12 protein-coding genes, 2 tRNA genes and 3 rRNA genes are annotated in these 25,385 nt (G+C 40.3%); 2 read left to right on the top strand and 15 right to left on the bottom strand.

The window, feature by feature from the left end:
- Positions 1 to 64: 64 nt before the first annotated feature.
- The 6 genes from sov to NBC122_RS07100 all read right to left on the bottom strand — a co-directional run bounded on the left by sov (position 65) and on the right by NBC122_RS07100 (position 12,593).
- Positions 65 to 7,147 carry a T9SS outer membrane translocon Sov/SprA gene (gene sov / locus NBC122_RS07125; protein ID WP_133439718.1) on the bottom strand — a complete coding sequence of 2,361 codons (7,083 nt, stop codon included), beginning with the start codon at positions 7,145 to 7,147 and terminating at the stop codon, positions 65 to 67.
- Positions 7,148 to 7,150: 3 nt separating this feature from the next.
- Positions 7,151 to 7,735: a Holliday junction branch migration protein RuvA gene (gene ruvA / locus NBC122_RS07120; protein ID WP_133439717.1), complete on the bottom strand. Its 585-nt coding sequence runs from the start codon at positions 7,733 to 7,735 to the stop codon at positions 7,151 to 7,153.
- A 41-nt stretch (positions 7,736 to 7,776) separates the two neighbouring features.
- Positions 7,777 to 10,062 (bottom strand): NADP-dependent malic enzyme, encoded by a 2,286-nt coding sequence (locus NBC122_RS07115; RefSeq protein WP_133439716.1) that lies wholly within the window; start codon positions 10,060 to 10,062, stop codon positions 7,777 to 7,779.
- 83 nt (positions 10,063 to 10,145) lie between these two features.
- Positions 10,146 to 11,006, bottom strand: a complete 861-nt coding sequence (locus NBC122_RS07110) for a BadF/BadG/BcrA/BcrD ATPase family protein (protein ID WP_133439715.1) — start codon at positions 11,004 to 11,006, stop codon at positions 10,146 to 10,148.
- A gap of 151 nt (positions 11,007 to 11,157) precedes the next feature.
- Positions 11,158 to 11,394 (bottom strand): NifU family protein, encoded by a 237-nt coding sequence (locus NBC122_RS07105; protein WP_282904690.1) that lies wholly within the window; start codon positions 11,392 to 11,394, stop codon positions 11,158 to 11,160.
- Between the two features lie 95 nt (positions 11,395 to 11,489).
- Positions 11,490 to 12,593 (bottom strand): Mrp/NBP35 family ATP-binding protein, encoded by a 1,104-nt coding sequence (locus NBC122_RS07100; RefSeq protein WP_133439713.1) that lies wholly within the window; start codon positions 12,591 to 12,593, stop codon positions 11,490 to 11,492.
- Between the two features lie 445 nt (positions 12,594 to 13,038).
- Between NBC122_RS07100 and NBC122_RS07095 the strand changes: the two genes are divergently transcribed.
- Positions 13,039 to 14,295: an IS256 family transposase gene (locus NBC122_RS07095; protein WP_221343590.1), complete on the top strand. Its 1,257-nt coding sequence runs from the start codon at positions 13,039 to 13,041 to the stop codon at positions 14,293 to 14,295.
- 18 nt (positions 14,296 to 14,313) lie between these two features.
- On the opposite strand, the gene rrf is transcribed toward NBC122_RS07095, so the two are convergent.
- The 7 genes from rrf to gcvH form a co-directional block, all read right to left on the bottom strand.
- Positions 14,314 to 14,421: ribosomal RNA gene (gene rrf / locus NBC122_RS07090) — 5S ribosomal RNA — on the bottom strand.
- A gap of 173 nt (positions 14,422 to 14,594) precedes the next feature.
- Positions 14,595 to 17,357: ribosomal RNA gene (locus NBC122_RS07085) — 23S ribosomal RNA — on the bottom strand.
- 372 nt (positions 17,358 to 17,729) lie between these two features.
- A tRNA-Ala gene (locus NBC122_RS07080) sits at positions 17,730 to 17,803 on the bottom strand.
- A gap of 93 nt (positions 17,804 to 17,896) precedes the next feature.
- Positions 17,897 to 17,970: transfer RNA gene (locus tag NBC122_RS07075), tRNA-Ile, on the bottom strand.
- 212 nt (positions 17,971 to 18,182) lie between these two features.
- Positions 18,183 to 19,699: ribosomal RNA gene (locus NBC122_RS07070) — 16S ribosomal RNA — on the bottom strand.
- Together the 16S, 23S and 5S rRNA genes with 2 tRNA genes alongside form the textbook arrangement of a ribosomal RNA operon.
- Before the next feature lie 690 nt (positions 19,700 to 20,389).
- Positions 20,390 to 20,797, bottom strand: a complete 408-nt coding sequence (locus NBC122_RS07065; RefSeq protein WP_165983203.1) for a VanZ family protein — start codon at positions 20,795 to 20,797, stop codon at positions 20,390 to 20,392.
- Positions 20,742 to 21,119 carry a glycine cleavage system protein GcvH gene (gene gcvH / locus NBC122_RS07060; protein WP_133439712.1) on the bottom strand — a complete coding sequence of 126 codons (378 nt, stop codon included), beginning with the start codon at positions 21,117 to 21,119 and terminating at the stop codon, positions 20,742 to 20,744. Before gcvH ends, NBC122_RS07065 begins: the two co-directional genes overlap by 56 nt.
- A gap of 266 nt (positions 21,120 to 21,385) precedes the next feature.
- On the opposite strand from gcvH, the gene NBC122_RS07055 reads away from it, so the two are divergent.
- Positions 21,386 to 22,672, top strand: a complete 1,287-nt coding sequence (locus tag NBC122_RS07055) for an aldehyde dehydrogenase family protein (protein ID WP_133439711.1) — start codon at positions 21,386 to 21,388, stop codon at positions 22,670 to 22,672.
- A gap of 61 nt (positions 22,673 to 22,733) precedes the next feature.
- On the opposite strand, the gene NBC122_RS07050 is transcribed toward NBC122_RS07055, so the two are convergent.
- Both NBC122_RS07050 and truA read right to left on the bottom strand, forming a co-directional pair.
- Complete coding sequence (locus NBC122_RS07050) at positions 22,734 to 24,476, bottom strand: ABC transporter ATP-binding protein (RefSeq protein WP_133439710.1); 1,743 nt, start codon at positions 24,474 to 24,476, stop codon at positions 22,734 to 22,736.
- 91 nt (positions 24,477 to 24,567) lie between these two features.
- Positions 24,568 to 25,299, bottom strand: a complete 732-nt coding sequence (gene truA / locus NBC122_RS07045; protein WP_133439709.1) for a tRNA pseudouridine(38-40) synthase TruA — start codon at positions 25,297 to 25,299, stop codon at positions 24,568 to 24,570.
- Between the last annotated feature and the right edge of the window lie 86 nt (positions 25,300 to 25,385).

Here is a 25,385-nt window from a genome sequence, read left to right as displayed (position 1 = left end):
TTTAATTCTAAACAAAAAAACTCAGAATTGAAATCCTGAGTTTTAATTTTAGCTTAAAAATTGATTAGAAACCGCTGCTTCCACCAAAGGTAAATGTTGCCGTTAAACCTGCCCGAACTGTTGAAAGCGGGAAGGCGGTAGAAATTTTATATTTCGTCATCAACTGATCGTAGAAGAATCGGATATTGAAATTCTGGGACATATTATAATCTGCAGATAATTTTACACTCATCAATTTCTGTCCTCCGGTGATCTGCGAATCATCCTGTAAAATATTGGTGATTCTGGTTTGGCTGTCTCTTAAAGAGAAATCTCCACGGATGTTCAAATCACTTTTAATGGTTCTTTCTTTTCCTTTGAAGTTCATCTTCATTTTTAAATCTTTCAGAATATATCCAAATCCAAGAATGTATTCTTTGCCCATATCTTCCGTTAAAGTATGGTTTACCAATCCCAACATCAGTAAGCGGTCGATATTATACTGCGCCCGGAACTGCATGTTGTTTCTCATCGTAACATCGGCTCCGATTAATGGTGCAAACGCTTCTACATAACCGACCTGAGAGAAAGTGTAAGGATTATAAATATCACCGAACGCATCTCTGTCTGAAGCTCCGTTCTTCTGAACATTAAAATAATCAATACTCGACTGGATTCCCGACGCCGTATAGGTAGAAGTATACCCGTGAAGAATATCAAACTTAGAAAACTGACTGTTAACCAACGGGATGTTTTTCAAACCGGAATAAATTACCCTCCAGTTCGGAAGTGGGAATCCTGATTTCTTGGCGTCCGTCATTCCGGTTGGTGTTTTCCCTTCCACTGCTGCCTGGAACGCCGGTACCAAAACGTAGGCATTGGCTAAAGAATGTCCGTCTGTAAATCCATTGGAATCAAGAGTCCCGCCCATTTGTTGAGAAATGATTCTTGCATTCGAAATGATATTGTCGTAAATGTTTTTACCATCGGTAAATGAAGTTCCGAAAGTCCACGCTGTTCTGGAATAAGTAATCATCTCGGTTGCAAAGGCAAAATCATGATTTGGATACGCTAAGTTTTGTCTTACGTTGTAGCCTGACTGCGTGAAATTACTGGTATAATTTTTTAAGAAATTAATATCAATTCTAAATTCATTCACCGGCACGATCTGCACGTTCGCCAGGAAATTCTGGTTTTTCATCTGAACATAAGGATCGGTCATATAATCTGAATCAGAAATCCAGCCGCGCTCCAAAACCGTTCTGCGGATATCTGCCTGCGAACCTAAAAGGAAACCGTAAGTTGGCCCGCCCAGAGTTTGCCCGTAACCGTACCAATTTGGCGCAGACAGCAATCCCGGCAGCACGGTACCGTTATTTTCATTATAAGAAACATCCATTTGCTTGATTGAAGTTAATGCATAAGCAATACTCTGCATCGGATTCAGTTTATTTTTAAATTTATAGCTCTTGAAGGTTTTTTTCTGATTGGTCTTTTGCCATGCTAAATTGTACACATTATTCAGGGAATCTATTTCCTGTTTGCGCTTCTGCATCTTCATACTGATGTTTTGGAAATACTTGAATTTTCCAAAGAATTTCGGCACATCAACGGCGGAAGTCGCAATGATATTACTGGTGTTTTGGCCAATACTTCCCAAACTTTCTGAACGGTTGGTTTCCGGATTTACGAAACTGGTCATCACCGTACTTCTGGCATTCCAGTTATAGGTAAAGCCGTAGCCTAATTCAGCATTAATAAAATCCAGATAAGGTAAATATTCAAATGGCAATCTGTAATTCAGCTGAACGCGGTGGTTGTATAAAACAGGGCGGCCTGCTCTGAAAGGATCCGCAAAAATCGATTTGTTGTTCATATCATAAACACTCAAATTGTCATTTAAAGTTCGCATAGAAGAATTAATTTCCAACTTCAGTGATTTGGTAAAATTAAATCCTAAACCGTATTGCCAGCCGAAATAGAAGTTTCTGTTTCTAATGACATCAAAGTCCTGACCAGCATTTCCACCAAGAATAGCATCGATATTTCTGAACTCCAATTCGTTATAATTACGGTCAATTTCTGTTCTGAAAGATAATCTTGTTGGTACAGGATTAATGTTCACTTCTTTCAGCCATCTTAAATACTTATAAGATTTCGCGGTATCGCTCACTATTTTATTAAACGGCCTGATGACAAATGGCTTGAAAGAATAATTGTAATCTGCGTATCCTCTCAAATATTGCCTGTAATTCTTCTTGGTATAAACATCGCGGTAATAGTCGTCATTATAAATAGCAGTTACCGACACGTTTTCTACGTCGTAGAACTTCGCTTTTTTGTTTGGATTCATCCGGTCTTTACGCATATTCACCACGCCCAAACTTCTTTGCTGCGTATAGGTTCTCGCTACTTTTTTCAGTTCTTCTCTGTTCGGCGCATTTTCGAAAGTCACATCATTATCCAGTGGATTATACTTCGGATCCTCGATGGTTTGCGTGTATGAATAGTTTACCGGAATTTTCAAACCTGCTTTTTCCGGCAAGAATTTATCAACATTTACAGTGGTATTAATGCTGTATGCAGAATGTTCCGCCTGCGATCTTTCAGAAGGTTTTTCTGCAATTCCACCGAAGCCGATTGTTGAATAGGAAGCATTCGCATTGACCAAAGCAAAATCTCCGAGGTTGAAATTCACGCTTGCATTTCCGGCATAACCGCCTTTATTTTCAATCTCCGAGAGACGGATTTCATCAACCCATAAAACCACTTCTTTATTGATCAGGGTATTTTTATTTCGGACTCCCAGCATAATCGTGGTCACATTCCCTAAACTTGGGCGACCTTTGATATAGATTTTTTTGTTGGGATCCTGCGCACCATATTCCACATCTTCACGACGGATATCTATTCCCGATGGGAAATTCTGATCTCTTCTTAATTTCGCATCCACAAAATGCTGAATGGCAAGATTTACTGTATTTTCAGTTGGCCAAATTTCCAGGGGTGACCTTGCGTTTTTAGAGGTGTATTTTAAAGATGCTTCGTATTCATAATAGTTATCAGTGGCATCGCTTCCGAAACGGATAAAGAATTTTGCATCTTCATCATAGTCCGAAGAATTTACATTTTTCAAATCTTCAGCGTGAACGAATAATTCTAAATTTTTGTAACGGCGCATATCCAACGCTACATTCTTGAAAACTCCACGGGAAGAATTTTTCTCCAATGGCTGCGCTTTCATATATAATGATGCTTCGTTTTGTCTTTGTGCACCGGCATTTCCGCTAAGAATCTGTCTTTCGATTCCCGGAGGAAGCACATAAGGAGGTTCGTTTAAACCATTTTCTTCTAAATTTACACTTCCGACATCCAAATTCTGATCAGTCACAAAATTAGTTCCTTCATCAGAATCATTGAGATTGGTTGCTATATTTTTGGTGTATTTTCTCCAGTCGCTTCGCACCAAATCCAAGGTTCCGAAACGGATGGTTGAAGCCTGGTCAAATCCTGTCAGTAGCATTCTGGCATAACGGACATTATTTAAAATAGAAGGATCAGCCTCCCCACCAGCACTTGAAGGATCAAACTGCGCCACAGGAACACGGAATAAAAACCACTTATTTTTTCCGGTTTGCCCGTTCTGGAATTTAGCTTCTACTTCTTTAACATCAACAATAAAATTCTCGCCCAACACCATTTTGTTCTTGTCAAGTTCTATAGTATATTGGTTGTAATTTTCATTTTGATCTAAATTATAATCACGGTTGATGTCCTCGGCATCCGGCATTTGAGTTGCAACTTCCAAAGTATTGCTTTTCGAATTGCCTTCCGGCCCGCGGAAATATTTATAACGCTCCGTTAAAGAAGACGCTTGATTTCCCTGGAATTTATCCGACAGATAAAACACGAAATCATCGGAAGCAGGATCCAAAACATTGGTCACCGGATTCACGTAATTGGTTCCGAACTTTGCAGCTTCACCTTCAGCATCTAAACCGTCATATCCTAAATCCTGAGCGGCTCTGTCTTCATTTTCTGAAGAGAAAGCGTAAAGAACCGGAAACTGACTTGGCTGAATTCCCCAGTTAGTAGTCGTGGTATTTGCCGGAGTTGTCGGCGTTGGCATTCCGTTTTCATACTGAAGTTTGCCGTCTTTCAAAACATCTTCAGAAACATTTCCTAAGTGTAAAAGTAATTTCGGATTAGTTCCCAAGGGATTTCCATCAGCATGCGGATCCATCATCCAGAATTCTACATATTCAATATTGGAATTCACAAAATTAGAAACCGAAACCGGTCTCATTAAACCTGCCCATCTTTCCTTTGTCGTTTCTATATTTTTATTGATGTTATAAGGCCCTCTTTCATTCGGGAAATAACTGATATCAAAAGTATTGGTGTATAGCTGTTCACCTGCTACGAAATCTCTGCTGTTGTACAGTTCCGACATTTGAACCCGCCGTGAAGCATGATTGGAAACTGCTGCAGCATTAATTCCGTTCGGAGCTTTACCGCCAATTCCGTAAAATCTCGGGTCGATGTTATACCAGGTCAACAATCCCCTACCGTTTCCGGAAGCAAGATTGTCATTTAAACCTCCATTTAAAAAGAAAGGTTCAGGATTTTTTTCCGGCTTTGAAGCCAAACTCCACATCGCCGGTTCTTTCAATGAAATCTTGGATGTACTCTGTTCGAAATCATCGATATATGACTGGTCGCCAATTCCTTTATTTTGTCCCGGAATAAGATAAGCACCTTCGGCAAGGAAACTCAGATTCGACGGCGCTTCTGTATTTACAAAAGGAATTTTATCGGTTAATCTGGTCAAAAACGGCAATTCATTATTATATAAAATATTGAATCCTGCCATGGTATTATTCACCGCTTCCTGGCCAAAGTTTACTTTCTGTGTTAATGGAGTTTCGGCATAATTAACAACAGTTGCACCTACGGTAAGGTGTTCATTGAATTTTCTTTCTAGGTTTAAACCTAAAAATCTTTTTCTTTGGGTATTAAAAATCAATTGATTTTCCAGAGAAATACTTACCGCCTGACCGGATTGTTTCACCGTTTCATTAATAATATTTACCGATCCCAACATGTAATCTACCGTATAATCTACCCCTTCCTGAAGTTGCACACCGTTGGCAGAAACTTTTACAGAACCTTGCGGAACATTGATCGCGCCAAGAGAAATCCCGGAACCCTGCGTTCCTTTAAACCGACCTTCCATCGTGTAACGCAGCGCCAAATTGCTTTGAGAAGCCACCTGTTTCTGTTGGTCGTATAATTCATTAAAAACAAATTTTGGATCACTAGTTCCCAAGACATTTTGCAGATAAGTACCGAAAGGTTTTGCTTTGGTGAAAATCACTTTTCCATTTTCAGGATCCACCGTTATTCCCGGCACGAAATCGAAAATACCGTCGCCGGTTTCTCCGCCACCTTCCTGTAAATCGTTATTCATATTCAAACGGTCCCAGTTGAACAGTTTCAAAAGATTAGGATTAACCTGCGTTGTTGGGGAATTAACGGTTGTTGGCAGATAATTTACCTTTCCGCCATTTTGCGGATCACGGTAATACACATTTAATAAAAAACCGTCCGGATTGATTTGATTCGTATTTAATGGATAAATATTCTTCATCATCAAATCCCACATGGGCGAAGTGGTTTTTACGGTACTGTTCGGTTTCAAAACTTTGGTGATCAAAACCGGACTTTCTTCTGAAAACTCTCCGACTTTGTATACCTTATTATCACCATTCAACGTAAAACTGTAAGAAACCGCCAAAAGCTGGTTGTCATTTAATCTTTGATTAAGCGACATATATCCCAGTTGCGGATTAAATGCAAACTCGTTTGGATTTAATTTTCGGGCTTTTCTGTTGAAAATATATTGCTCTCCGTCAGCATACGCTTCCGGTGAACCGTTTGCATTGGGGAAAAGCTGACCTTTGATGATATTTCCATAATCTGTTCCTGCATCTCTGGGAATCCCAATAGCAGCGGAAATGCTTTGATACAAATTATTTTGAGAATTATCCGGATAACCGGAAATCCCTTCACCCAAATCCCGAATTCCCAAAATCCCTTTTTGATCCTGAAGATTTCCTGAACCTTGGTCCAAAACCCAGGCTTCAATTCTGGTAATGCTGATTCTTGAATTAATCTGTGGATAATTGAGAAGTGCTTTGTCGTAATTATTTAAGAAATAATGGTCTAAATAATAATGCTGATTATCTTCATAATCAATTGCGTTTAATTTAAAGGAATTCATTACCCCGCCACCTTGTGCGATGATGGTCCGCGCTTCACCCTGCTGTTGGGAAAACACCAAAGTTCCGTACGTTTTACCTAACTGGAATTCGGTCTTTAAACCAAACAAAGATTCTGACCCGCGAATTAAATTGGTAGAAAGCGGCATATTCACATTTCCGAATTCTACTCTTTTTATAATTTTATCCTCGCCGCCAGTGGTTTTATCTGTGAGACCTTTTGACTGTAAATCCTTCCACGATCCTTTTGCCTGCCAAACCAGATTCATCCTGTTCTCAAAAGCGAAACCACTTTGGGTATCGTAATTGGCTTTAAGCTGCAGGTTCTCACCAACCTTACCGATTAATCCCATTTGAATTCTCTGCTGGATATCAACGGCGAAATTGGTTCTGTTCTGAGGTAAAATTAAAGGATTGTCGATTTTCTGGTAAAGGCCCCCAATATCGAATGAGGCGAAACCTTGCGGAATAATTTCGATTTTATTACCTCCGAATATACTCTCGAAAATTTTATTTTTAATATCAACACTTGGGAGCAGTCCTTTTTTAATGGCTTCGGTTTGGTCTTTTCTGTAACCTACAGCATTAGTGGCAGATTTTTCTTTGTAATATTCACTCAACTGATTCTTGAGCATGTACTGATGATATTCCGCAGAGGTCATAGACATGGGATTACCGACGACTGTATTTCCTATTTTGGGATAAAGGATGTACATCCCGCTTGACACGTCATAAAACGCATCATACCGCATCGGATTAGGCAAAGAAAAATCGGTCCTAACTGATGAACTGTCGCTGGGCTTCTGTTGCGCAAAAATGCTGACAAATGAGAAACACGTCAAAACAAAAATTAAAAATCTATGCTTAAAAAAACTGTTCTTCTCCAAATGTTAAATATTTTTTAAAATTTGCTTCACCAGATCTTCTACCCGAAGATCAGGATTCTGCTTTAGAATTCGGTCTGCCATTTTCTCACTCATCTTCCTGGAAATTCCCAAAACCTCTAATGCAGATAACGATTCTTCTTTCACTTTATTATTCACAAATATAGAAATATTTTCATCGGAACTGCTGAATTTTTGGACTTTGTCTCTCAAGTCGACAACGATCCTTTCCGCAGTTTTCACACCGATTCCTTTTACTTTTTGTAACAGGGCACTGTTGTTTGAAAGAATGCCTGCCGCAATCTCTGTAAGGGACAAAGAAGAAAGCATAATCAGGGCAGAAACCGGTCCCACTCCATTAACGCTTATTAACAGATTAAACATTTCTTTTTCTAAAATTGTGTTAAAACCGAAAAGCAGATTGGCATCTTCGCGGATAATCTGTTGAATGTTTAAAAAGGTTTCTTTTCCTAACACTAATTTCTCGGAAGTTTGCAAACTGACCCCAACTAAATATCCAACTCCCTGTACATCAATTACTATGGAAGTTGGATTAAGTTGTTGAACAATTCCTTTTAAAGAATAAATCATTTTGTGTTTTTTATACTGAAGTTTATAGTTTTGATGAAAATTTATTTCTTTTCTCTCATCTGGGCATCCAGAACAGCGATGGTCGCCAGATTTACGATTTCATCTACACTGGCGCGCATCTGCAATACGTGAACCGGTTGTTTCAGCCCCATCAAAATAGGACCCACTACCTGTGCCACTTTCATTCCGCGGATAATTTTGTAGGACAGGTTGGCACTTTCAAGATTAGGGAACACAAATACATTCGCCGGCGTAGTCCCCAGTTTGGAAAACGGATAATCTGAAAGATGATCAGCATCCATTGCAAAATCAGGCTGTATTTCACCGTCCACAATCATGTTCGGGTATTTTTCATGAAGCATGGAAACCGCTTTCGCTACTTTTTTCGAAGTCTCGGAGATTCCTGCAAAATTTTCAAAAGACAGCATCGCGATTCTTGGCTCGATGGCAAAAGATTTCACCACCATTTCCGACATTTTTGCAATGTTAACCAAATCTTCGGAGGTAGGATTCTGGATAATCGAAGTATCGGCAAAGAAAATAGGTTTTTTCTCGGTGAGAATCATCATCATCGATGATACTTTGTCAACGCCTTTTTCTTTTTCAATGACCTCTAACACCGGTCTCAGCGTTGACGAATAATTCTTGGAGAAACCGACAATCAAAGCATCGGTATCACCGTTTTTCAGCATCAACGGACCGAAATAATCTCTCTGACGGACATATCTTTTAGCTTTATATTCGTTCATGCCTTTTCGCTGACGGAGTTTCCAAAGCGATTCGCGGTACGTTTTACGGTTTTCTTCCTGATCGTCATCTGCAGGATCCACAATCGGAACATTCAGTTCAATCCCGAATTTCTTCATCTGTTCCCGAATGTATTTTTTATCACCCAACAGAATCGGTTGTGCAATTCCTTCTTCATAAAGAATTTGCGCTGCTTTCAGAACGTTGTATTCTTCGGCATTTCCGAGAGTCACTCTTTTCGGATTGGCTTTTGCGCGGTTCTGCATCATTCGGATGAGTTTTTCGTCACGGCCCATTCTGTCCAAAAGCGTATTTTCGTATTCGTCGAAATCTTCAATCGGTTTACCCGCAATTCCACTGTCCATAGCGGCTTGGGCTACTGCTTTTGAAACTCGCGTAATCAGTCGGTTATCAAAAGGTTTTGGAATGAAATATTCGCGGCCAAAACTCAAATTCTTTAGGTTATAGGTCAGAATAACCGCTTCAGGAACGGGTTCTTTGGCCAGATTTGCAATAGCATGAACTGCCGCCAGTTTCATGGCTTCATTTATTCCAGTCGCCTGAACATCCAGCGCGCCACGGAAAATATATGGGAATCCTAAAACGTTATTCACCTGATTAGGATAATCACTTCTACCCGTTGCCATGATGGTGTCTTTTCTGGTTTCCATGGCCAGATCATATTCAATTTCGGGGTTTGGATTTGCCAAACCAAAAACCACAGGATTGTCTGCCATGGTCAAAAGCATTTCCGCCGTCATGACATCTGCTTTGGAAAGTCCAATGAAAACGTCTGCGCCTTTTAATGCATCTGCTAAGGTTTCGATTTCGGTATTGGCAACAAAATCGAGTTTTTCCGGAGTTAAATTTTCTCTTTTATGGTTGATGACTCCTTTGGAATCGCACATCAGCACATTTTCCTTTTTCAGACCGAGTTCCAGATAGAGTTTGGTACAGGCAATTGCCGCAGCTCCCGCGCCATTAACAACTACTTTTACCTCACCTATATTTTTACCCGCGATTTCAAGGGCGTTTAATAATGCCGCAGCAGAAATAATCGCAGTTCCGTGCTGATCATCGTGCATCAACGGAATATTCAGTTCTTCTTTTAATCTCTGTTCGATGTAAAATGCTTCCGGAGCCTTGATGTCTTCCAGATTGATTCCGCCAAATGTTGGGGCAATTCCTTTAACGATTTCGATGAATTTATCAGGATCTTTTTCATCAATTTCAATATCAAAAACATTAATGTCGGCAAAGATTTTAAACAAAAGCCCTTTTCCCTCCATCACCGGTTTTGAAGCTTCTGCACCGATATCACCCAATCCCAAAACAGCCGTTCCGTTTGAGATTACTGCTACTAAATTTCCTTTGCCGGTGTATTCGTAAGCTAATTTTGGATCTCTTTCAATTTCCAAACAAGGGATAGCGACTCCCGGAGAATAAGCAAGAGACAAATCTCTTTGTGAAGTATGTGGTTTGGATGGAATTACTTCAATTTTCCCTTTTGGCTCAACGCTATGATAATCAAGTGCTGCCTGGTTAAAGTTTTTTTCGTCTCTATTATTTTTACTGGACATAATATATTGATTTTATATAAAGGTACGAAACCTCTATTGATGTATGTTTTAAATAGTTTCTATTAATACGGTCTGAAGAAAAATCAGTCGAGGTTTAAGATGTATTTCTTATGATAACCGACCAGACTTTCAATCGGTTTCTGAACCACTTTTCCGATGTTTAAATTAAGTTCGGCGGCGGCGGCGCGCAGAATATCTTCATAAATATAAGCGATATAACCAATGAAATTAATTTCAGTTTCTCCTGATTCCGGATAAGGCAAAACCTGGTAATCCAGAAAATTTTTCATTTCGTCGAAAACCATATTTTGAAAATAAGGATGGCTTTTATGGTCCGCAATAAATTTATTAAATTCCCCCAAGTACGCATTGGCCCGCGGATTATGGTACATCATTCGGATGGCTTCTTCAATCGTCAGGTTGTAAGTTTTATTAAACTCGCGTTCTAAATCTGCCGGCAGTTTTTTCATAAAAAAACGACGCAGAAGATGTTTTCCTAAGGCGCTCCCGCTACCTTCATCACCAATTAAAAAACCAAGCGAAGGCAAATCTACCCTAATCTTTTCGCCATCAAAGAAGCAGGAATTAGAGCCGGTTCCCAAAATGCAAACGATTGCTGGCATACCATTGTAAGCGGCATAAGCAGCGGCGGTTAAATCTTCTTTAATCCTAACCTCTGCCTGCGGAAAGGCTTTTACAAACTCATTTTCCACTTTTTTTACATTGGCGGGCGTCCCGCAACCTGATCCATAAAAAAACACTTTTTCGATGTGATTTTTTACAAAAAACAAATCTTGGTTTTTATCGATTTCCTGGCCGATAAAATCGGGATTTATAATATTGGGATTAAAGCCCAAAGTTGTTGTTTTCAAATGAGGTTTCCCTGCGTTATCGAGGATCACCCAATCACATTTGGTAGAACCGCCGTCTATTATGGCAATCATATAATAATCGTTTAATCTGCTAAAATATTAATTTAATTTCAATCCATTTTAGATTTAAAGAAATAATTGATTTTAAAGCTGCGAAGAGCTTTTCAAATAAAAAACGGACAAAAGCCCGTTTCCTGATTGTATTAAATCTTTTTATTTAAAATCACTCTATTGCCAACACTTCCAGAATTTCCGGAGCAAATTGTTTTACCGTGGTTTCCACGCCCAACTTCATGGTAGAAAAACTCATTGGGCAACCGTTGCAGTTCCCGTGAAGCTTCACCAAAACTGTTTGCCCCTGCACATCGATGAGTTCGATATCGCCGCCATCTTTATTCAGAAACGGACGAATACTTTCGAGGGCATCCATCACTTTGGTTACTGTTTCTTCGTGTTTCATTTCTTTGTTCATCGTTTTAAATCATGATTTGTTATTGTAAACCACCCGTCAAAATTTTCTTAATATTTTTTTTGACACTCCGGATTATAGTTTCCCTATTTTTTTGGAGAACAACCTGCCATGGTCGTGATTTTTACTGCTTCCGTTGCGGGAAGGTTTTTATTTCTTTCGACCAGACTTTCAATCATATTCTGAGTGGTCTTCATATAAATTTCAGCAATCGCCGAACCGTCCTGCAAAGCAGCAGGTCTGCCAACATCACCGGCTTCACGGATACTTTGAATTAAAGGAATTTCGCCTAAAACAGGAATTCCTAAATCTTCTGCCAAATACTGTGCTCCCTGATTTCCAAAAATATAATATTTATTATCTGGTAATTCTTCAGGGGTAAAATACGCCATATTTTCGATTAAACCTAAAACTGGGATATTAATGCTTTCCATTTGGAACATTGCAATTCCTTTTCTCACATCGGCAAGCGCAACATGTTGTGGAGTACTTACGATAACCGCTCCTGTTACAGGTACTTCCTGAATAATCGACAAGTGAATATCGCCTGTTCCCGGAGGCAAATCGACTAAAAGAAAATCCAGTTCTCCCCAAGCCGCATCACGAATCATTTGATTCAACGCTTTCGAAGCCATCGGTCCGCGCCACACTACCGCCTGATTAGCACCTGAGAAATAGCCGATAGACAACATTTTGACACCATAGTTTTCAACGGGTTTCATTAAATTTTTACCGTCGATTTCTACGGAGATTGGTTTTGCGCCTTCGGTATCAAACATCGTCGGAACAGACGGCCCGTAAATATCAGCATCTAAGATCCCGACTTTGAAACCCATTTTCGCTAAAGTTACCGCGATGTTTGCTGCAACCGTAGATTTCCCAACACCTCCTTTACCGGAAGCAATTGCGATAATATTCTGAATGCCTTTAATCTGCTTTCCTTTGATCTGACTTTGTTGAATTTCAGACGGTTCGGGAGAGGCAATTTTTAATTTCAGAACGATTTCCTCACCGAATTCAGAAGCGAAAGCCTGTTTCATAGCAGCTTCTAATTTTTTCTTTTCGTGCATTGCCGGTGAATGCGCAGTCATATCGATATATACATCGTTCCCCATTACCTGGAAATTCTGAACCAAATCATCTACTTCTATTTCTTTCAGAAATGCCTGAACTTTATCTTTTGTCAACATAATTCTATATAATAAATTGAGTGTCAAATTTACGCAAATTTTTGTTATTTAGAATCAGTAAAAGTTATGATAAATGTTTGATTCCATGTCTTTCAAATATTAACTTTTTTATAAGACACACCTTAAATACTTGAGGTTGGAAGAATATTATTATTTTTTTAATATAGATCTCACTTAATTTGACCAAAGAAGTACCAATGGTTCGGCAGAATCTTTCAACGCAAAAAATTAAAAAATTTAGAAGCAACTTCAGAGGAGTCAGAGATCGGGCGTTGGTACTGTACTAAAAAAGTGTGTAAAGTAAAAAGTTGTATTTTTAAATTACAACAAATAAACGTACAGACTTATAAACTTTACACAAGAACAAATTTCGGATTTATTATTAGATGTAGCAAATTCTGAAAATGGGAGCAACTTATTGATGCAATTAACCTTAAATGCTTTTATGAAAATTGAAAGACATCTTCATCAGCAGGAGAATGAAGGAGACTATTGCAATGGATACCGGGAGAGAAAAGCCAGGGGATTTGGCAAAGAGATGATTTTAAAAGTACCAAGAACAAGAAATGGTACATTTTATCCAGTTTTATTAAATGTACTTCGCAACGAAGATGAAGAACGCCGCAAATTAATTTTCAGTTTATATCGTCGTGGCTTAACCACGGAGCAGGTTAGCGATGTATACGAAGAGATTTATGGCAAAGAATACAGCAAACAGCAGATTAGTTATCTGATGAAAGATAGTCGTGAGGAAGTTGATATTTGGCTAAAACGAAAATTAGAATCACATTATTTGGTACTTTACATTGATGCTACTTTTGTACATACACGAAGAGACAAATCAGTTAGTAAAGAAGGTTATTATACGATTTTGGGGATCAAAGAAGACGGATCAAGAGAAGTTCTGAGTATTGTCAATCATCCAACAGAAGGTGCTACATTGTGGCAAATGGAACTGGAATCCCTAAAAGAAAGAGGTGTACAAAGTGTTGGATTAATTGCTTCAGATGGTTTGACTTCAATTGAGAATGCGATTGCAGAATCCTTTCCCAATGCTTCACATCAGCTTTGTGTGGTGCATATCAAACGGAATATATTAGCAGTTTTTCCACGTACAAAAAGACTGGAAATTGGTAAAGAACTACTGGAAATATTTGCTATTGAAACAAAAAGTATCACTGCTGTAGAAGCATTTAAAAATTTGTGTAGTTTTGTAGAGAAGTACCAAAAAAGTTATTCAAGTTTGAAATCGTTCTCAAACGAGCGAAACATCGCTTATTTTACCTACTTAAATTATCCACCCTCGATCCAGCGAATGATTTATACAACGAACTGGATCGAGCGCTTGAATAGGGATTACAAAAGGGTTTTGAAAATGCGTGGAGCGATGCCTAGTCCAGAATCAATACTTTTTTTAATGGGTTCTGTTGCGATGGAAAAAGAATATAAATCTTACAGTTATCCAGTAACAGCGTTTCGAGAAATAGAGGAACTTAAAAAAAAAGCAAACATAGAAGTAGCGGTTTGGTTTAGAAATGTGGGTAACTTTAAGCGAAGCGTAAAAAAGTTATCCATATTTCTAAATCAAATCAACAACAACGACAACATTTTTTTTACACACTCTTTAAGACACTACCTAAACTGGCGATTTAGTTCACCTTTCCCCCTGATTTCAGGTCACAAAAAAAGCCCATCAAAATAAATTGATGAGCTTTAAAAAAACTGGCGGCGACCTACTCTCCCGCGTTAGCAGTACCATCGGCGCTAGAGGGCTTAACTTCTGTGTTCGGAATGGGAACAGGTGAGCCCCTCTGCTAAAACCACCCTAAAGGTTGTTTTGTACAAAAGGTTGTACAGTATATGTATATTAGTAGGTTATAGATGCTAGGTGGTAGACCGTGGTCTATCATCTATCCGTCTATCATCTTTTAGTCTAACTAAAAAATCGATAAAAACGTTCACAAAGAGCAAACCTTGTTGCACTTCCAAGTACCTTAATTAGGCAATAAATCTACGGGTAATTAGTACTACTCGGCTATGACATTACTGCCTTTACACCTATAGCCTATCAACGTTGTCATCTCCAACGACCCTTAAAAGATGTCTCATCTTGAGGCAGGTTTCGCACTTATATGCTTTCAGTGCTTATCCTTTCCAAACGTAGCTACTCAGCGGTGCTCCTGGCGGAACAACTGATACACCAGAGGTTTGTTCAAATCGGTCCTCTCGTACTAGATTCAAGCCCTCTCAAACATCTAACGCCCGCAATAGATAGAGACCGAACTGTCTCACGACGTTCTGAACCCAGCTCGCGTGCCACTTTAATGGGCGAACAGCCCAACCCTTGGGACCTTCTCCAGCCCCAGGATGTGACGAGCCGACATCGAGGTGCCGAACCTCCCCGTCGATATGAGCTCTTGGGGGAGACTAGCCTGTTATCCCCGGAGTACCTTTTATCCTATGAGCGATGGCCCTTCCATACGGAACCACCGGATCACTATGTCCTGCTTTCGCACCTGATCGACTTGTAGGTCTCACAGTCAAGCACCCTTATGCCATTACACTCTACGCACGGTTACCAAGCGTGCTGAGGGTACCTTTGAAAGCCTCCGTTACTCTTTTGGAGGCGACCACCCCAGTCAAACTACCCACCACGCAATGTCCTTCCGTTAAGAAGTTAGGCTCCAAATAAACAAAGGGTGGTATTTCAACGTTGACTCCACCGACACTAGCGTGCCAGCTTCAAAGTCTCCCACCTATCCTACACATTGTTTATTCAAAGTCAATACGAAGTTATAGTAAAGGTTCACAGGGTCTTTTCGTCCCATTGCGGGTACTCGGCATCTTCACCGAGACTACAATTTCACAGAGCTCATGGTTGAGACAGTGCCCAGATCGTTACACCATTCGTGCAGGTCGGAACTTACCCGACAAGGAATTTCGCTACCTTAGGACCGTTATAGTTACGGCCGCCGTTTACTGGGGCTTCAGTTAATTGCTTCGGTTACCCTAACAACCTTCCTTAACCTTCCAGCACCGGGCAGGTGTCAGACCCTATACAGCATCTTTCGATTTAGCAGAGTCCTGTGTTTTTGATAAACAGTCGCCTGGGCCTCTTTACTGAGGCCAGCATTGCTGCTGGCGTCCCTTCTTCCGAAGTTACGAGACTATTTTGCCTAGTTCCTTAACCATGATTCACTCTAGCACCTTAGGATTCTCTCCTCGACTACCTGTGTCGGTTTTGGTACGAGTTGCTTCACTTCGGCTTTTCTTGGAAGCACTTTCCCTACAACAACTTCGCCCGAAGGCTAGGTCTTGACTATTCCGTCAGTCTCCAGTAAGTACGGCACTCCGTCCCCTTTTTAGTGTGAGCAAGTATGGGAATATTAACCCATTATCCATCCACTTCCCCTTTCGGGTTCGCGTTAGGTCCCGACTAACCCTCAGCTGATTAGCATGGCTGAGGAAACCTTAGTCTTTCGGTGAGGGGGTTTCTCGCCCCCTTTATCGTTACTTATGCCTACATTTTCTTTTCTGTCCGCTCCACAACATCTCACGACACTGCTTCGGCGCAAACAGAATGCTCCCCTACCAGATATAATTCAAAAATTATAAATCCATAGCTTCGGTACTATACTTATGCCCGATTATTATCCATGCCGAACCGCTCGACTAGTGAGCTGTTACGCACTCTTTAAATGAATGGCTGCTTCCAAGCCAACATCCTAGCTGTCAATGCAGTTCAACCGCGTTATTTCAACTTAGTATAGATTTGGGGACCTTAGCTGTTGGTCCGGGTTCTTTCCCTCTCGGACATGGACCTTAGCACCCATGCCCTCACTGCTGCGAAACATTTATTAGCATTCGGAGTTTGTCAGGAATTGGTAGGATTTGACTCCCCCGCATCCAATCAGTAGCTCTACCTCTAATAAACTTGTCGCAACGCTGCACCTAAATGCATTTCGGGGAGTACGAGCTATCTCCCAGTTTGATTGGCCTTTCACCCCTACCCACAAGTCATCCGAAGACTTTTCAACGTCAACCGGTTCGGTCCTCCACTTTGTGTTACCAAAGCTTCAACCTGCCCATGGGTAGATCACAAGGTTTCGCGTCTAATACTACTAACTAAGCGCCCTATTCAGACTCGCTTTCGCTCCGCCTCCGTACCTGAAGTACTTAAGCTCGCTAGTAAAATTAACTCGTAGGCTCATTATGCAAAAGGCACGCCGTCACCCAACTTGTGGGCTCCGACCGCTTGTAGGCGTACGGTTTCAGGTTCTCTTTCACCCTTCTATTCGAAGTGCTTTTCACCTTTCCTTCACAGTACTTGTTCACTATCGGTCTTTCAGGAGTATTTAGCCTTGGAGGATGGTCCCCCCATATTCAGACAGGATTTCACGTGTCCCGCCCTACTCATTTATCATCTATGTATGCCTTTTAAATACCGGGCTATCACCGTCTATGGCTGTTCTTTCCAGAACATTCTTCTAAACATATAAAGACTTTTGGGCTAATCCGCGTTCGCTCGCCACTACTTACGGAATCTCTTCGATTTCTTTTCCTCCGGGTACTTAGATGTTTCAGTTCTCCGGGTTTGCTCTCTAATAAATTAGAGTGACTGGTCTTCAACCAGCCGGGTTGCCCCATTCGGACATCTGCGGATCAATTCGTGTGTGCCGATCCCCGCAGCTTTTCGCAGCTTACCACGTCCTTCGTCGCCTCTGAAAGCCTAGGCATCCGCCATACGCCCTTAACGATTTCTTTCCTAATAATATATTAGTTCAGTTTTGTTGTCTCGTCACCTTAGTGACGAGACTAGTTTTATTTAAACTCGGCACTCGAAAGTGCTCGGTTTTCTCTTTGTGATGTTCTTATCGTTAATGTCAATGATCTTGTATCTTATTAATCGTCTAATGAACAGAAATTGTTTTTGGCTCTTTCCGTAACTTTTAAACTAAACGCTTAATACGTGAATAATTAAGGTATCGCTCCTTATAATAAACATTCTATTATGTCTATTCTGCCTCCTCTGGCATCATTCTTAATTCTATATTGTAAATATCTTCTGTGCTTGCTTCTTTTTGAAGCGTTTCGTTACATCTCTGTAACTATTCTCACTATATTGCTATAGTATCGTGGAGAATAAGGGAGTCGAACCCTTGACCTCCTGCGTGCAAGGCAGGCGCTCTAGCCAACTGAGCTAATTCCCCGCTAGTCTGAGTAGGTGAGTGATCAGTAATTGAGTCTTTGAGTACTGCTACTCTACAACTCATCTATTTTACAACTCCTGTACTCGCAATTAGTAGTCTCGGGCAGGCTCGAACTGCCGACCTCTACATTATCAGTGTAGCGCTCTAACCAGCTGAGCTACGAGACTCTCAATGAGTAATGGGTGATGGGTAATTAGTAATGTTTTTACTTAATTCCTCCCTCATACTCTATCTCCTTCCCTGATTACTAATCCTAGTGGGTATATTTTTTAAATAATCAACCGTCCAAATAAGAAAAAACTGAAGCTAACTTTGAGCAAGTGCTCTGATACTTGCGTATCGTGTTGTTTGTTTATACTCTCCTAACGGAGAGTCTCAAAAATGAGATGTTCCAGCCGCACCTTCCGGTACGGCTACCTTGTTACGACTTAGCCCTAGTTACCTGTTTTACCCTAGGCAGCTCCTTTTACGGTCACCGACTTCAGGTACCCCAGACTTCCATGGCTTGACGGGCGGTGTGTACAAGGCCCGGGAACGTATTCACCGCGCCATGGCTGATGCGCGATTACTAGCGATTCCAGCTTCATAGAGTCGAGTTGCAGACTCCAATCCGAACTGAGACCGGCTTTCGAGATTTGCATCACATCGCTGTGTAGCTGCCCTCTGTACCGGCCATTGTATTACGTGTGTGGCCCAAGACGTAAGGGCCGTGATGATTTGACGTCATCCCCACCTTCCTCTCTACTTGCGTAGGCAGTCTCACTAGAGTCCTCAACTAAATGTTAGCAACTAGTGACAGGGGTTGCGCTCGTTGCAGGACTTAACCTAACACCTCACGGCACGAGCTGACGACAACCATGCAGCACCTTGAAAAATGTCTTGCGAAAGGTCTATTTCTAAACCGGTCATTTCCCATTTAAGTCTTGGTAAGGTTCCTCGCGTATCATCGAATTAAACCACATAATCCACCGCTTGTGCGGGCCCCCGTCAATTCCTTTGAGTTTCATTCTTGCGAACGTACTCCCCAGGTGGCTAACTTATCACTTTCGCTTGGTCTCTGAGACTTGCGCCCCAAAAACGAGTTAGCATCGTTTACGGCGTGGACTACCAGGGTATCTAATCCTGTTCGCTCCCCACGCTTTCGTCCCTCAGCGTCAGTTAAATTATGGTAACCTGCCTTCGCAATTGGTGTTCTAAGTAATATCTATGCATTTCACCGCTACACTACTTATTCCAGCTACCTCTAATTTACTCAAGACCGACAGTATCAACGGCAGTTTCATAGTTAAGCTATGAGATTTCACCACTGACTTATCGGCCCGCCTGCGGACCCTTTAAACCCAATAAATCCGGATAACGCTTGCACCCTCCGTATTACCGCGGCTGCTGGCACGGAGTTAGCCGGTGCTTATTCGTACAGTACCTTCAGCTATCTACACGTAGATAGGTTTATCCCTGTACAAAAGAAGTTTACAATCCGTAGGACCGTCATCCTTCACGCGGGATGGCTGGATCAGGCTCTCACCCATTGTCCAATATTCCTCACTGCTGCCTCCCGTAGGAGTCTGGTCCGTGTCTCAGTACCAGTGTGGGGGATCTCCCTCTCAGGACCCCTAAAGATCATTGACTTGGTGAGCCGTTACCTCACCAACTATCTAATCTTGCGCGTGCCCATCTCTATCCACCGGAGTTTTCAATATTAAATGATGCCATCTAATATATTATGGAGTATTAATCTTCCTTTCGAAAGGCTATTCCCCTGATAAAGGTAGGTTGCACACGTGTTACGCACCCGTACGCCGCTCTCTCTATTCCGAAGAATAAATACCGCTCGGCTTGCATGTGTTAGGCCTCCCGCTAGCGTTCATCCTGAGCCAGGATCAAACTCTCCATTGTATGTTTGTCTGACTCACTCAAAGTTATTACCGCTTTAGTTTTTCCTTACTTTTTTGGTTGTTATTTGTATGTCAATGATCTTTTATTCTTCTCGCTTATATCCGAAAACTCTTTCTGTCGTTGGTTCCGAATTGCGAGTGCAAAAGTATAACGTTTTTTATTAATGACCAAATGTTTTTCAAAGAAATTTAAAAGTTTTTTAAGTAACCAATAATCTCTCCTCATACCCATCCAATCCGCTTCTCCTTCGCTCCCTACTCTTTCGATTTGGGATTGCAAAGATAAGAAGTTTTTGTTAATCCACAAGCTTTTTTAAAATTAAATAAAAGAAATCTAATCCTCCTACCCTTTCTACATTACCTGCTCTGTCTACTTCGCTACTCTGTTTTTTAGAGTGGTGCAAATGTAAACACACTTAAAAGATCTCGCAACTCTTTTGTGAACTTTTAGTAACATTGAAGAAAATATTTTTATAATACTATGATTGACAGAATGCTACAGCTTCATAAAGTTATCCACTTTATCTAGAGCATCCCTTTTGCGGTAGGGATAGAAGTGGAAATCCCGCAGCAAGCGCAGGCTTTAGCCAAGGCGTGAGGAATTGAAACGGATAGCCCGACCCGAAAGTGGGAAAACGATACGGTGCTTGGCTAAACCCGCAGAGGGGACCGCCCTAATTAAAAAAACGTACTATATAATAGTACGCTGTAATTTTTTAAAGATAAAGTATCCAATAAGGACTCCAATAATGTCTGCTACTAAATCCAGACCTTCCAAGGAGCGGCCTAAACCCATTTCGTCCTGAAGAATCTCAGTGAGCAAAGCATAGCTAATCATAATCTGAATAAAATAACCAAACTTGATTTTCGGGAATGCCGCAACGAAAGAGAACCCCAGAAACGCGAAAATACTTAAATGCAAAACCTTGTCTATACCCTCGAACATAAAAGGATATTCGAAATTTTCTACGCCGGGTTTTAGAAGCATATAAGTAAGAAATGCCCAGTAAATGGGCAATATCTTACGAAATATTTTTAATATTTTATCCAAGTGATGCTTGGTATTCTTCTGCAGAAAGGAGTTCTGACTGATCAGCATCCTCTGCTATTTCTAATTTAATAATCCATCCTTTCCCGTAAGGATCGGTATTTAGAAGTTCTGGCTGATCTTCCAGGTCTGTATTGAATGCTGACACAGTCCCTTTCAACGGTAAGAATAAATCTGAAACTGTTTTCACGGCTTCTACACTTCCGAAAACATCTCCTGAAGAAAGTTCATCGTCTACAGAATCAACATCTACAAAAACGATATCACCCAGTTCGCCTTGTGCAAAATCTGTAATTCCTATGGTTGCGGTGTTTCCTTCAATCTTCACCCATTCGTGATCTTTGGTGTACTTTAATTCAACTGGTAAATTCATTTTTTTTATTTTATTCTTCAAAAATAATTAAAATTATGTGATATTCAAAAGTTTCTCCCGTTTTTAGTAAACACATTTCCAGAATTTACTGCGGGAATTGTTCCGATTGATCCATCTTATCATTTGAAATGACGATTATTGCCTGCATCAATCCTTTAATTTATCTTGTTTTCTTAAATTTGCTGATTCTAAATTAATATATTGTCTTTTGCTGTCTTTTACTTTTATATAAAGAGCACTTTGCAATTCCAAAAAATTTTAAAAAAATGAACATTGAAAATAAATTAAAAATCTCCCAAAAAGCTTTTAACACTTGGAGAACTGTTCCATTTAAAGATAAGCAGCAACTGCTCAAAACTTTAGCGAAACTTCTTGACGATAATGCTGAAAAATTCGGGAAAATCATCACTAAGGAAATGAACAAGCCGATCACGCAGTCCATAGCGGAAGTTAAGAAGTGCGCGACGATGGTCAGCTATTATGCCGCTGCGGAAAATATCCTTAAACCTGAAAAGATCAAAACAGAATTCCGAATTTCTAAAATTCATTATATTCCTAAAGGTGTTATTTTGGGGGTAATGCCGTGGAACTTTCCCTTTTGGCAGGTTATCCGTTTCGCAGTTCCTGCGATTTTGGCAGGAAATACAGTGGTATTAAAACATGCTTCCATTTGCTTCGGAAGTGGAAATGAAATTGAAAAGATTTTCTTGGAGGCCGGCTTCCCGAAAGGAGTTTTCCAAAATTTAGAAATCGGTCACGCTGAAGTGAAAACCGTGTTGGAAAATCCTGTTGTGAGAGGTGTAAGTTTAACGGGCAGCGAGAAAGCCGGTGCAGAAGTCGCTTCAATCGCCGGAAAAAACATTAAAAAATCCTTGCTGGAATTAGGTGGAAGTGATGCATTCATCATTTTGGATGATGCAGATTTCGCAGCAGCGGCAGAATCCGGCGCAAAATCGCGCTTAATGAATTGCGGACAAGCTTGTAACGCAGCGAAAAGATTCATCATTCAGAAAAATATAGAAAAAGAATTCCTTCCTATTTTTGTTAAAGAATATCAAAAATTTGTACCAGGCAATCCTTTAAAAAAGAAAACCAATATGGCGGGAATGGCCCGTCCGGACCTGGCTGATGAGTTGGAACAGCAATATAATAAAGCGCTTGCAAACGGTGCCGAAATTATTTTGCCGCTCGTAAGACTTTCAGCAAATGAATTTGTTCCCGGATTAATTAAAGTAAAATCCGGAAATCCTATTCTTCAGGAAGAACTTTTCGGACCACTCGGAATGGTGATGACTGCAAAAGATGATAAACACGCTCTTCAACTGGCAAATGAAATTCCGTTTGGACTGTCTGATTCGGTTTGGACCAAAGATAAAAAAAGGCAGCATTTCTATATCGATAATTTGGAATCCGGAACGGTAAGCATTAATAAAGGAACCAGTTCAGATCCGAGACTGCCTTTTGGCGGCACGAAATCTTCCGGTTATGGAACAGAACTTTCATTGGTTGCGCTGAAGGAATTTGTAAATGTAAAAACTGTAGTTGCCAATTAAAAGGCAACTTTAATCATCAGAAACCAGAACCTTCAGGATTATTCACATCCTGAAGGTTTTTTTACAGCGTTTTCGCTTCAACTTTTAATTGTGATCTGTATAAAGTCGCGTAATAACCGTTTCTTTCCAAAAGTTCGGCATGCTTACCTTCCTCGACAATTTTCCCGTGTTCCATCACAATTATTTTATCTGCATTTTCAATCGTAGAAAGCCGGTGTGCAATAATAATTGAGGTTCGGTTTTTGGTTATTTTTTCAGTAGCACGCTGGATTAATTTTTCACTTTCGTGATCGATGGAAGATGTTGCTTCATCGAGAATTAAAATCTTCGGATCTGAAAGATAAGCTCTTAAAAATGACAACAACTGCCTTTGCCCCAAAGAAATTGAAGAACCTCTTTCGCGGACAACATAATTGTAACCGCCGGGAAGACTTTCAATAAAATCATCAACTTCAATATCTTTCGCAATACTTTTTATCTTTTCTAAAGTAACGGTCTCATCACCGAAAGCAAGATTCTCAAAAATACTTCCGTGGAATAAAAAGACATCCTGCAAAACAACGCCAATATGACTTCTCAGATTATAAAGTTCATATTCTTTTAGCTCAACATCATCCAATAAAATTTTACCGGAATTAATATCGTATAATCTTGTAATCAAACTGATAATCGTAGACTTTCCGGCACCGGTCGCGCCAACAATCGCAACGGTTTCACCTGGATTTACTTTAAAACTGATTCCCTTTAAAACCTCCTGTTTTTCGTCATAAGAAAAATGAACATTCTTAAATTCTATTTTTCCCTCAAAATGAGATTTAGCAATTGTACCGTGATTCGGCATCGCAAAATCTTCGTCCATCACGCCAAGAACTCTTTCTGCACCAACAATTCCTCTTTGTATATTATTAAAACGATCCGCAATTTGCCGAAGCGGACGGATCAACATCGAAATATATTGAATAAAAGCGATTACCGCTCCTGCTTTAATGGTAATAAATCCGCCGTAGAAAAGGATGAATCCTATAAATAAGGAAGAGATTAATTCGACAACGGGAAAAAACAGCGAAAAAATAAAAACCGTTTTCAGCAAAGCCGATTTCAAAATAATATTAATATCATCGAACTTTTTGAATTCCGCCTGCTGTCTGTTAAAAACCTGCACAATCGACATTCCCGAAAGTCTTTCCTGTACAAATGAATTCTGGTTAGACGTCCAGGTTCTTTCATCGCCAAAAGCTTTCTTTAATCTTTTCTGAAAAAACCTCGTAATCAAAACCATCAGCGGAAGAATCGCCAAAGAAATATAACTTAAATGAACATCCACCTGAAACATCATAATCAATACGAAAACGATGCGCAGAATATCACCGAAAACCATCAGAAACCCATCGGTATAAACCGTGGCAATCGTTTCTACATCGCCAACTGCTCTTGTTACCAGTTGTCCGATTGCGGTTTTATCAAAGAAAGAAGTGCGGAAGTAAATAAGTTTATGATACAGTCTTTCGCGGATATCCCGAATGACGTTTTGCGAAATAAAGTTGGAGAAATAAACCAGAAAGAAATTCAAAACCGTTTCACCGAAAACCAGCGCCACCAAAATATAAATATGCTTCATCATCAACCCCTTATCGCGAAGCTGAATAATGTCTGTATCTACAATCTGCATCGTCAAATACGGCCGGTAGGTAGAAATAACCGACAGAACGATGGAAATAATCAGCGTCAAAATGAACCAGGAACGAAATTTCATTCCGATTACAAATAGTCGTTTAATAATATCCCAGGTCGATTGCTTCTTCATATTTTATTTAAAAATTCTTTGCAAAAATACAGAATTTTGCAGGGATGAAAGATGCTTAAAGATTGAGTTTTGAAATTACCGCAATCGAAAATTAAAAATCATAACACACATCCACCAAAAACAAACCTTGCGCCGGCGCTGATGTTCCGGCAGAATTTCGGTTTTTATCTTTGATAATCCGGTGCAGATCCTGCGGTTCCAATTTTCGGTTTCCGATTTCCACCATGGTGCCTACAATTGCCCGAACCATATTCCGTAAAAAGCGGTCCGCAGAAACGGTAAATTTCAGTTCAGAACCCTCCTGCTCCCAAAACGCTTTATAGATTTTGCAGTTATTGGTTTTATTATCGGTGTGTAATTTAGAAAAACTCGTGAAATCTTCGTATTCAAACAGAATTTTGCAGGCCTCATTCATCCGCTCGATGTCCAAATCCCGTTTCCAGATTTGCCACGAAGAATCCTGCGTAAAAGGATTTTTATCCAGAGAAATATAATATTCATACGTTCGAAAAGTCGCATCGAAACGGGCGTGGGAATCATTTTTCACCGCAAATATTCTTTTCACCGCGATATCCTGCGGCAAAAAACTGTTCAGCTGATAAGCCAGATTATCCCCGATATTTTTTTCAGTATCGAAATGCGCAAATATTTTCTTCGCATGCACGCCAGTGTCTGTTCTTCCCGCTCCGGTCGTTTTTATCTGCTCACGAAGAATGGTAGATAGGGCTTTTTCCAAAACTTCCTGAACAGAAATTTGGTCCGGCTGAATCTGATAGCCAAAATAATTTTTACCCGAATACGAAAACTCTATAAAATACCTCATCGCCTGCAAATTTACTGAATTTTCAGGAGCCACAAAATGGGAAATATGTTGGGAAAGCAGTCCCGCTATCCGCTATATCTCTGCCT

Origin of the sequence: Chryseobacterium salivictor, assembly GCF_004359195.1 — a bacterium.
GTDB lineage: Bacteria > Bacteroidota > Bacteroidia > Flavobacteriales > Weeksellaceae > Kaistella > Kaistella salivictor.
Note: the sequence above shows the minus strand (reverse complement) of the source record. Positions and strands in the feature narration are given on the sequence as shown.

What these genes read in the sequence shown, in the direction of transcription:
- NBC122_RS07065 (WP_165983203.1), bottom strand. Translation starts at nt 20,797, where the DNA reads ATGCTGATCAGTCAGAACTCCTTTCTGCAGAAGAATACCAAGCATCAC.
- NBC122_RS07110 (WP_133439715.1), bottom strand. Translation starts at nt 11,006, where the DNA reads ATGATTGCCATAATAGACGGCGGTTCTACCAAATGTGATTGGGTGATC.
- NBC122_RS07055 (WP_133439711.1), top strand. Translation starts at nt 21,386, where the DNA reads ATGAACATTGAAAATAAATTAAAAATCTCCCAAAAAGCTTTTAACACT.
- truA (WP_133439709.1), bottom strand. Translation starts at nt 25,299, where the DNA reads ATGAGGTATTTTATAGAGTTTTCGTATTCGGGTAAAAATTATTTTGGC.
- NBC122_RS07100 (WP_133439713.1), bottom strand. Translation starts at nt 12,593, where the DNA reads ATGTTGACAAAAGATAAAGTTCAGGCATTTCTGAAAGAAATAGAAGTA.
- gcvH (WP_133439712.1), bottom strand. Translation starts at nt 21,119, where the DNA reads ATGAATTTACCAGTTGAATTAAAGTACACCAAAGATCACGAATGGGTG.
- ruvA (WP_133439717.1), bottom strand. Translation starts at nt 7,735, where the DNA reads ATGATTTATTCTTTAAAAGGAATTGTTCAACAACTTAATCCAACTTCC.
- NBC122_RS07115 (WP_133439716.1), bottom strand. Translation starts at nt 10,062, where the DNA reads ATGTCCAGTAAAAATAATAGAGACGAAAAAAACTTTAACCAGGCAGCA.
- NBC122_RS07095 (WP_221343590.1), top strand. Translation starts at nt 13,039, where the DNA reads ATGAAAATTGAAAGACATCTTCATCAGCAGGAGAATGAAGGAGACTAT.
- NBC122_RS07105 (WP_282904690.1), bottom strand. Translation starts at nt 11,394, where the DNA reads ATGAAACACGAAGAAACAGTAACCAAAGTGATGGATGCCCTCGAAAGT.
- NBC122_RS07050 (WP_133439710.1), bottom strand. Translation starts at nt 24,476, where the DNA reads ATGAAGAAGCAATCGACCTGGGATATTATTAAACGACTATTTGTAATC.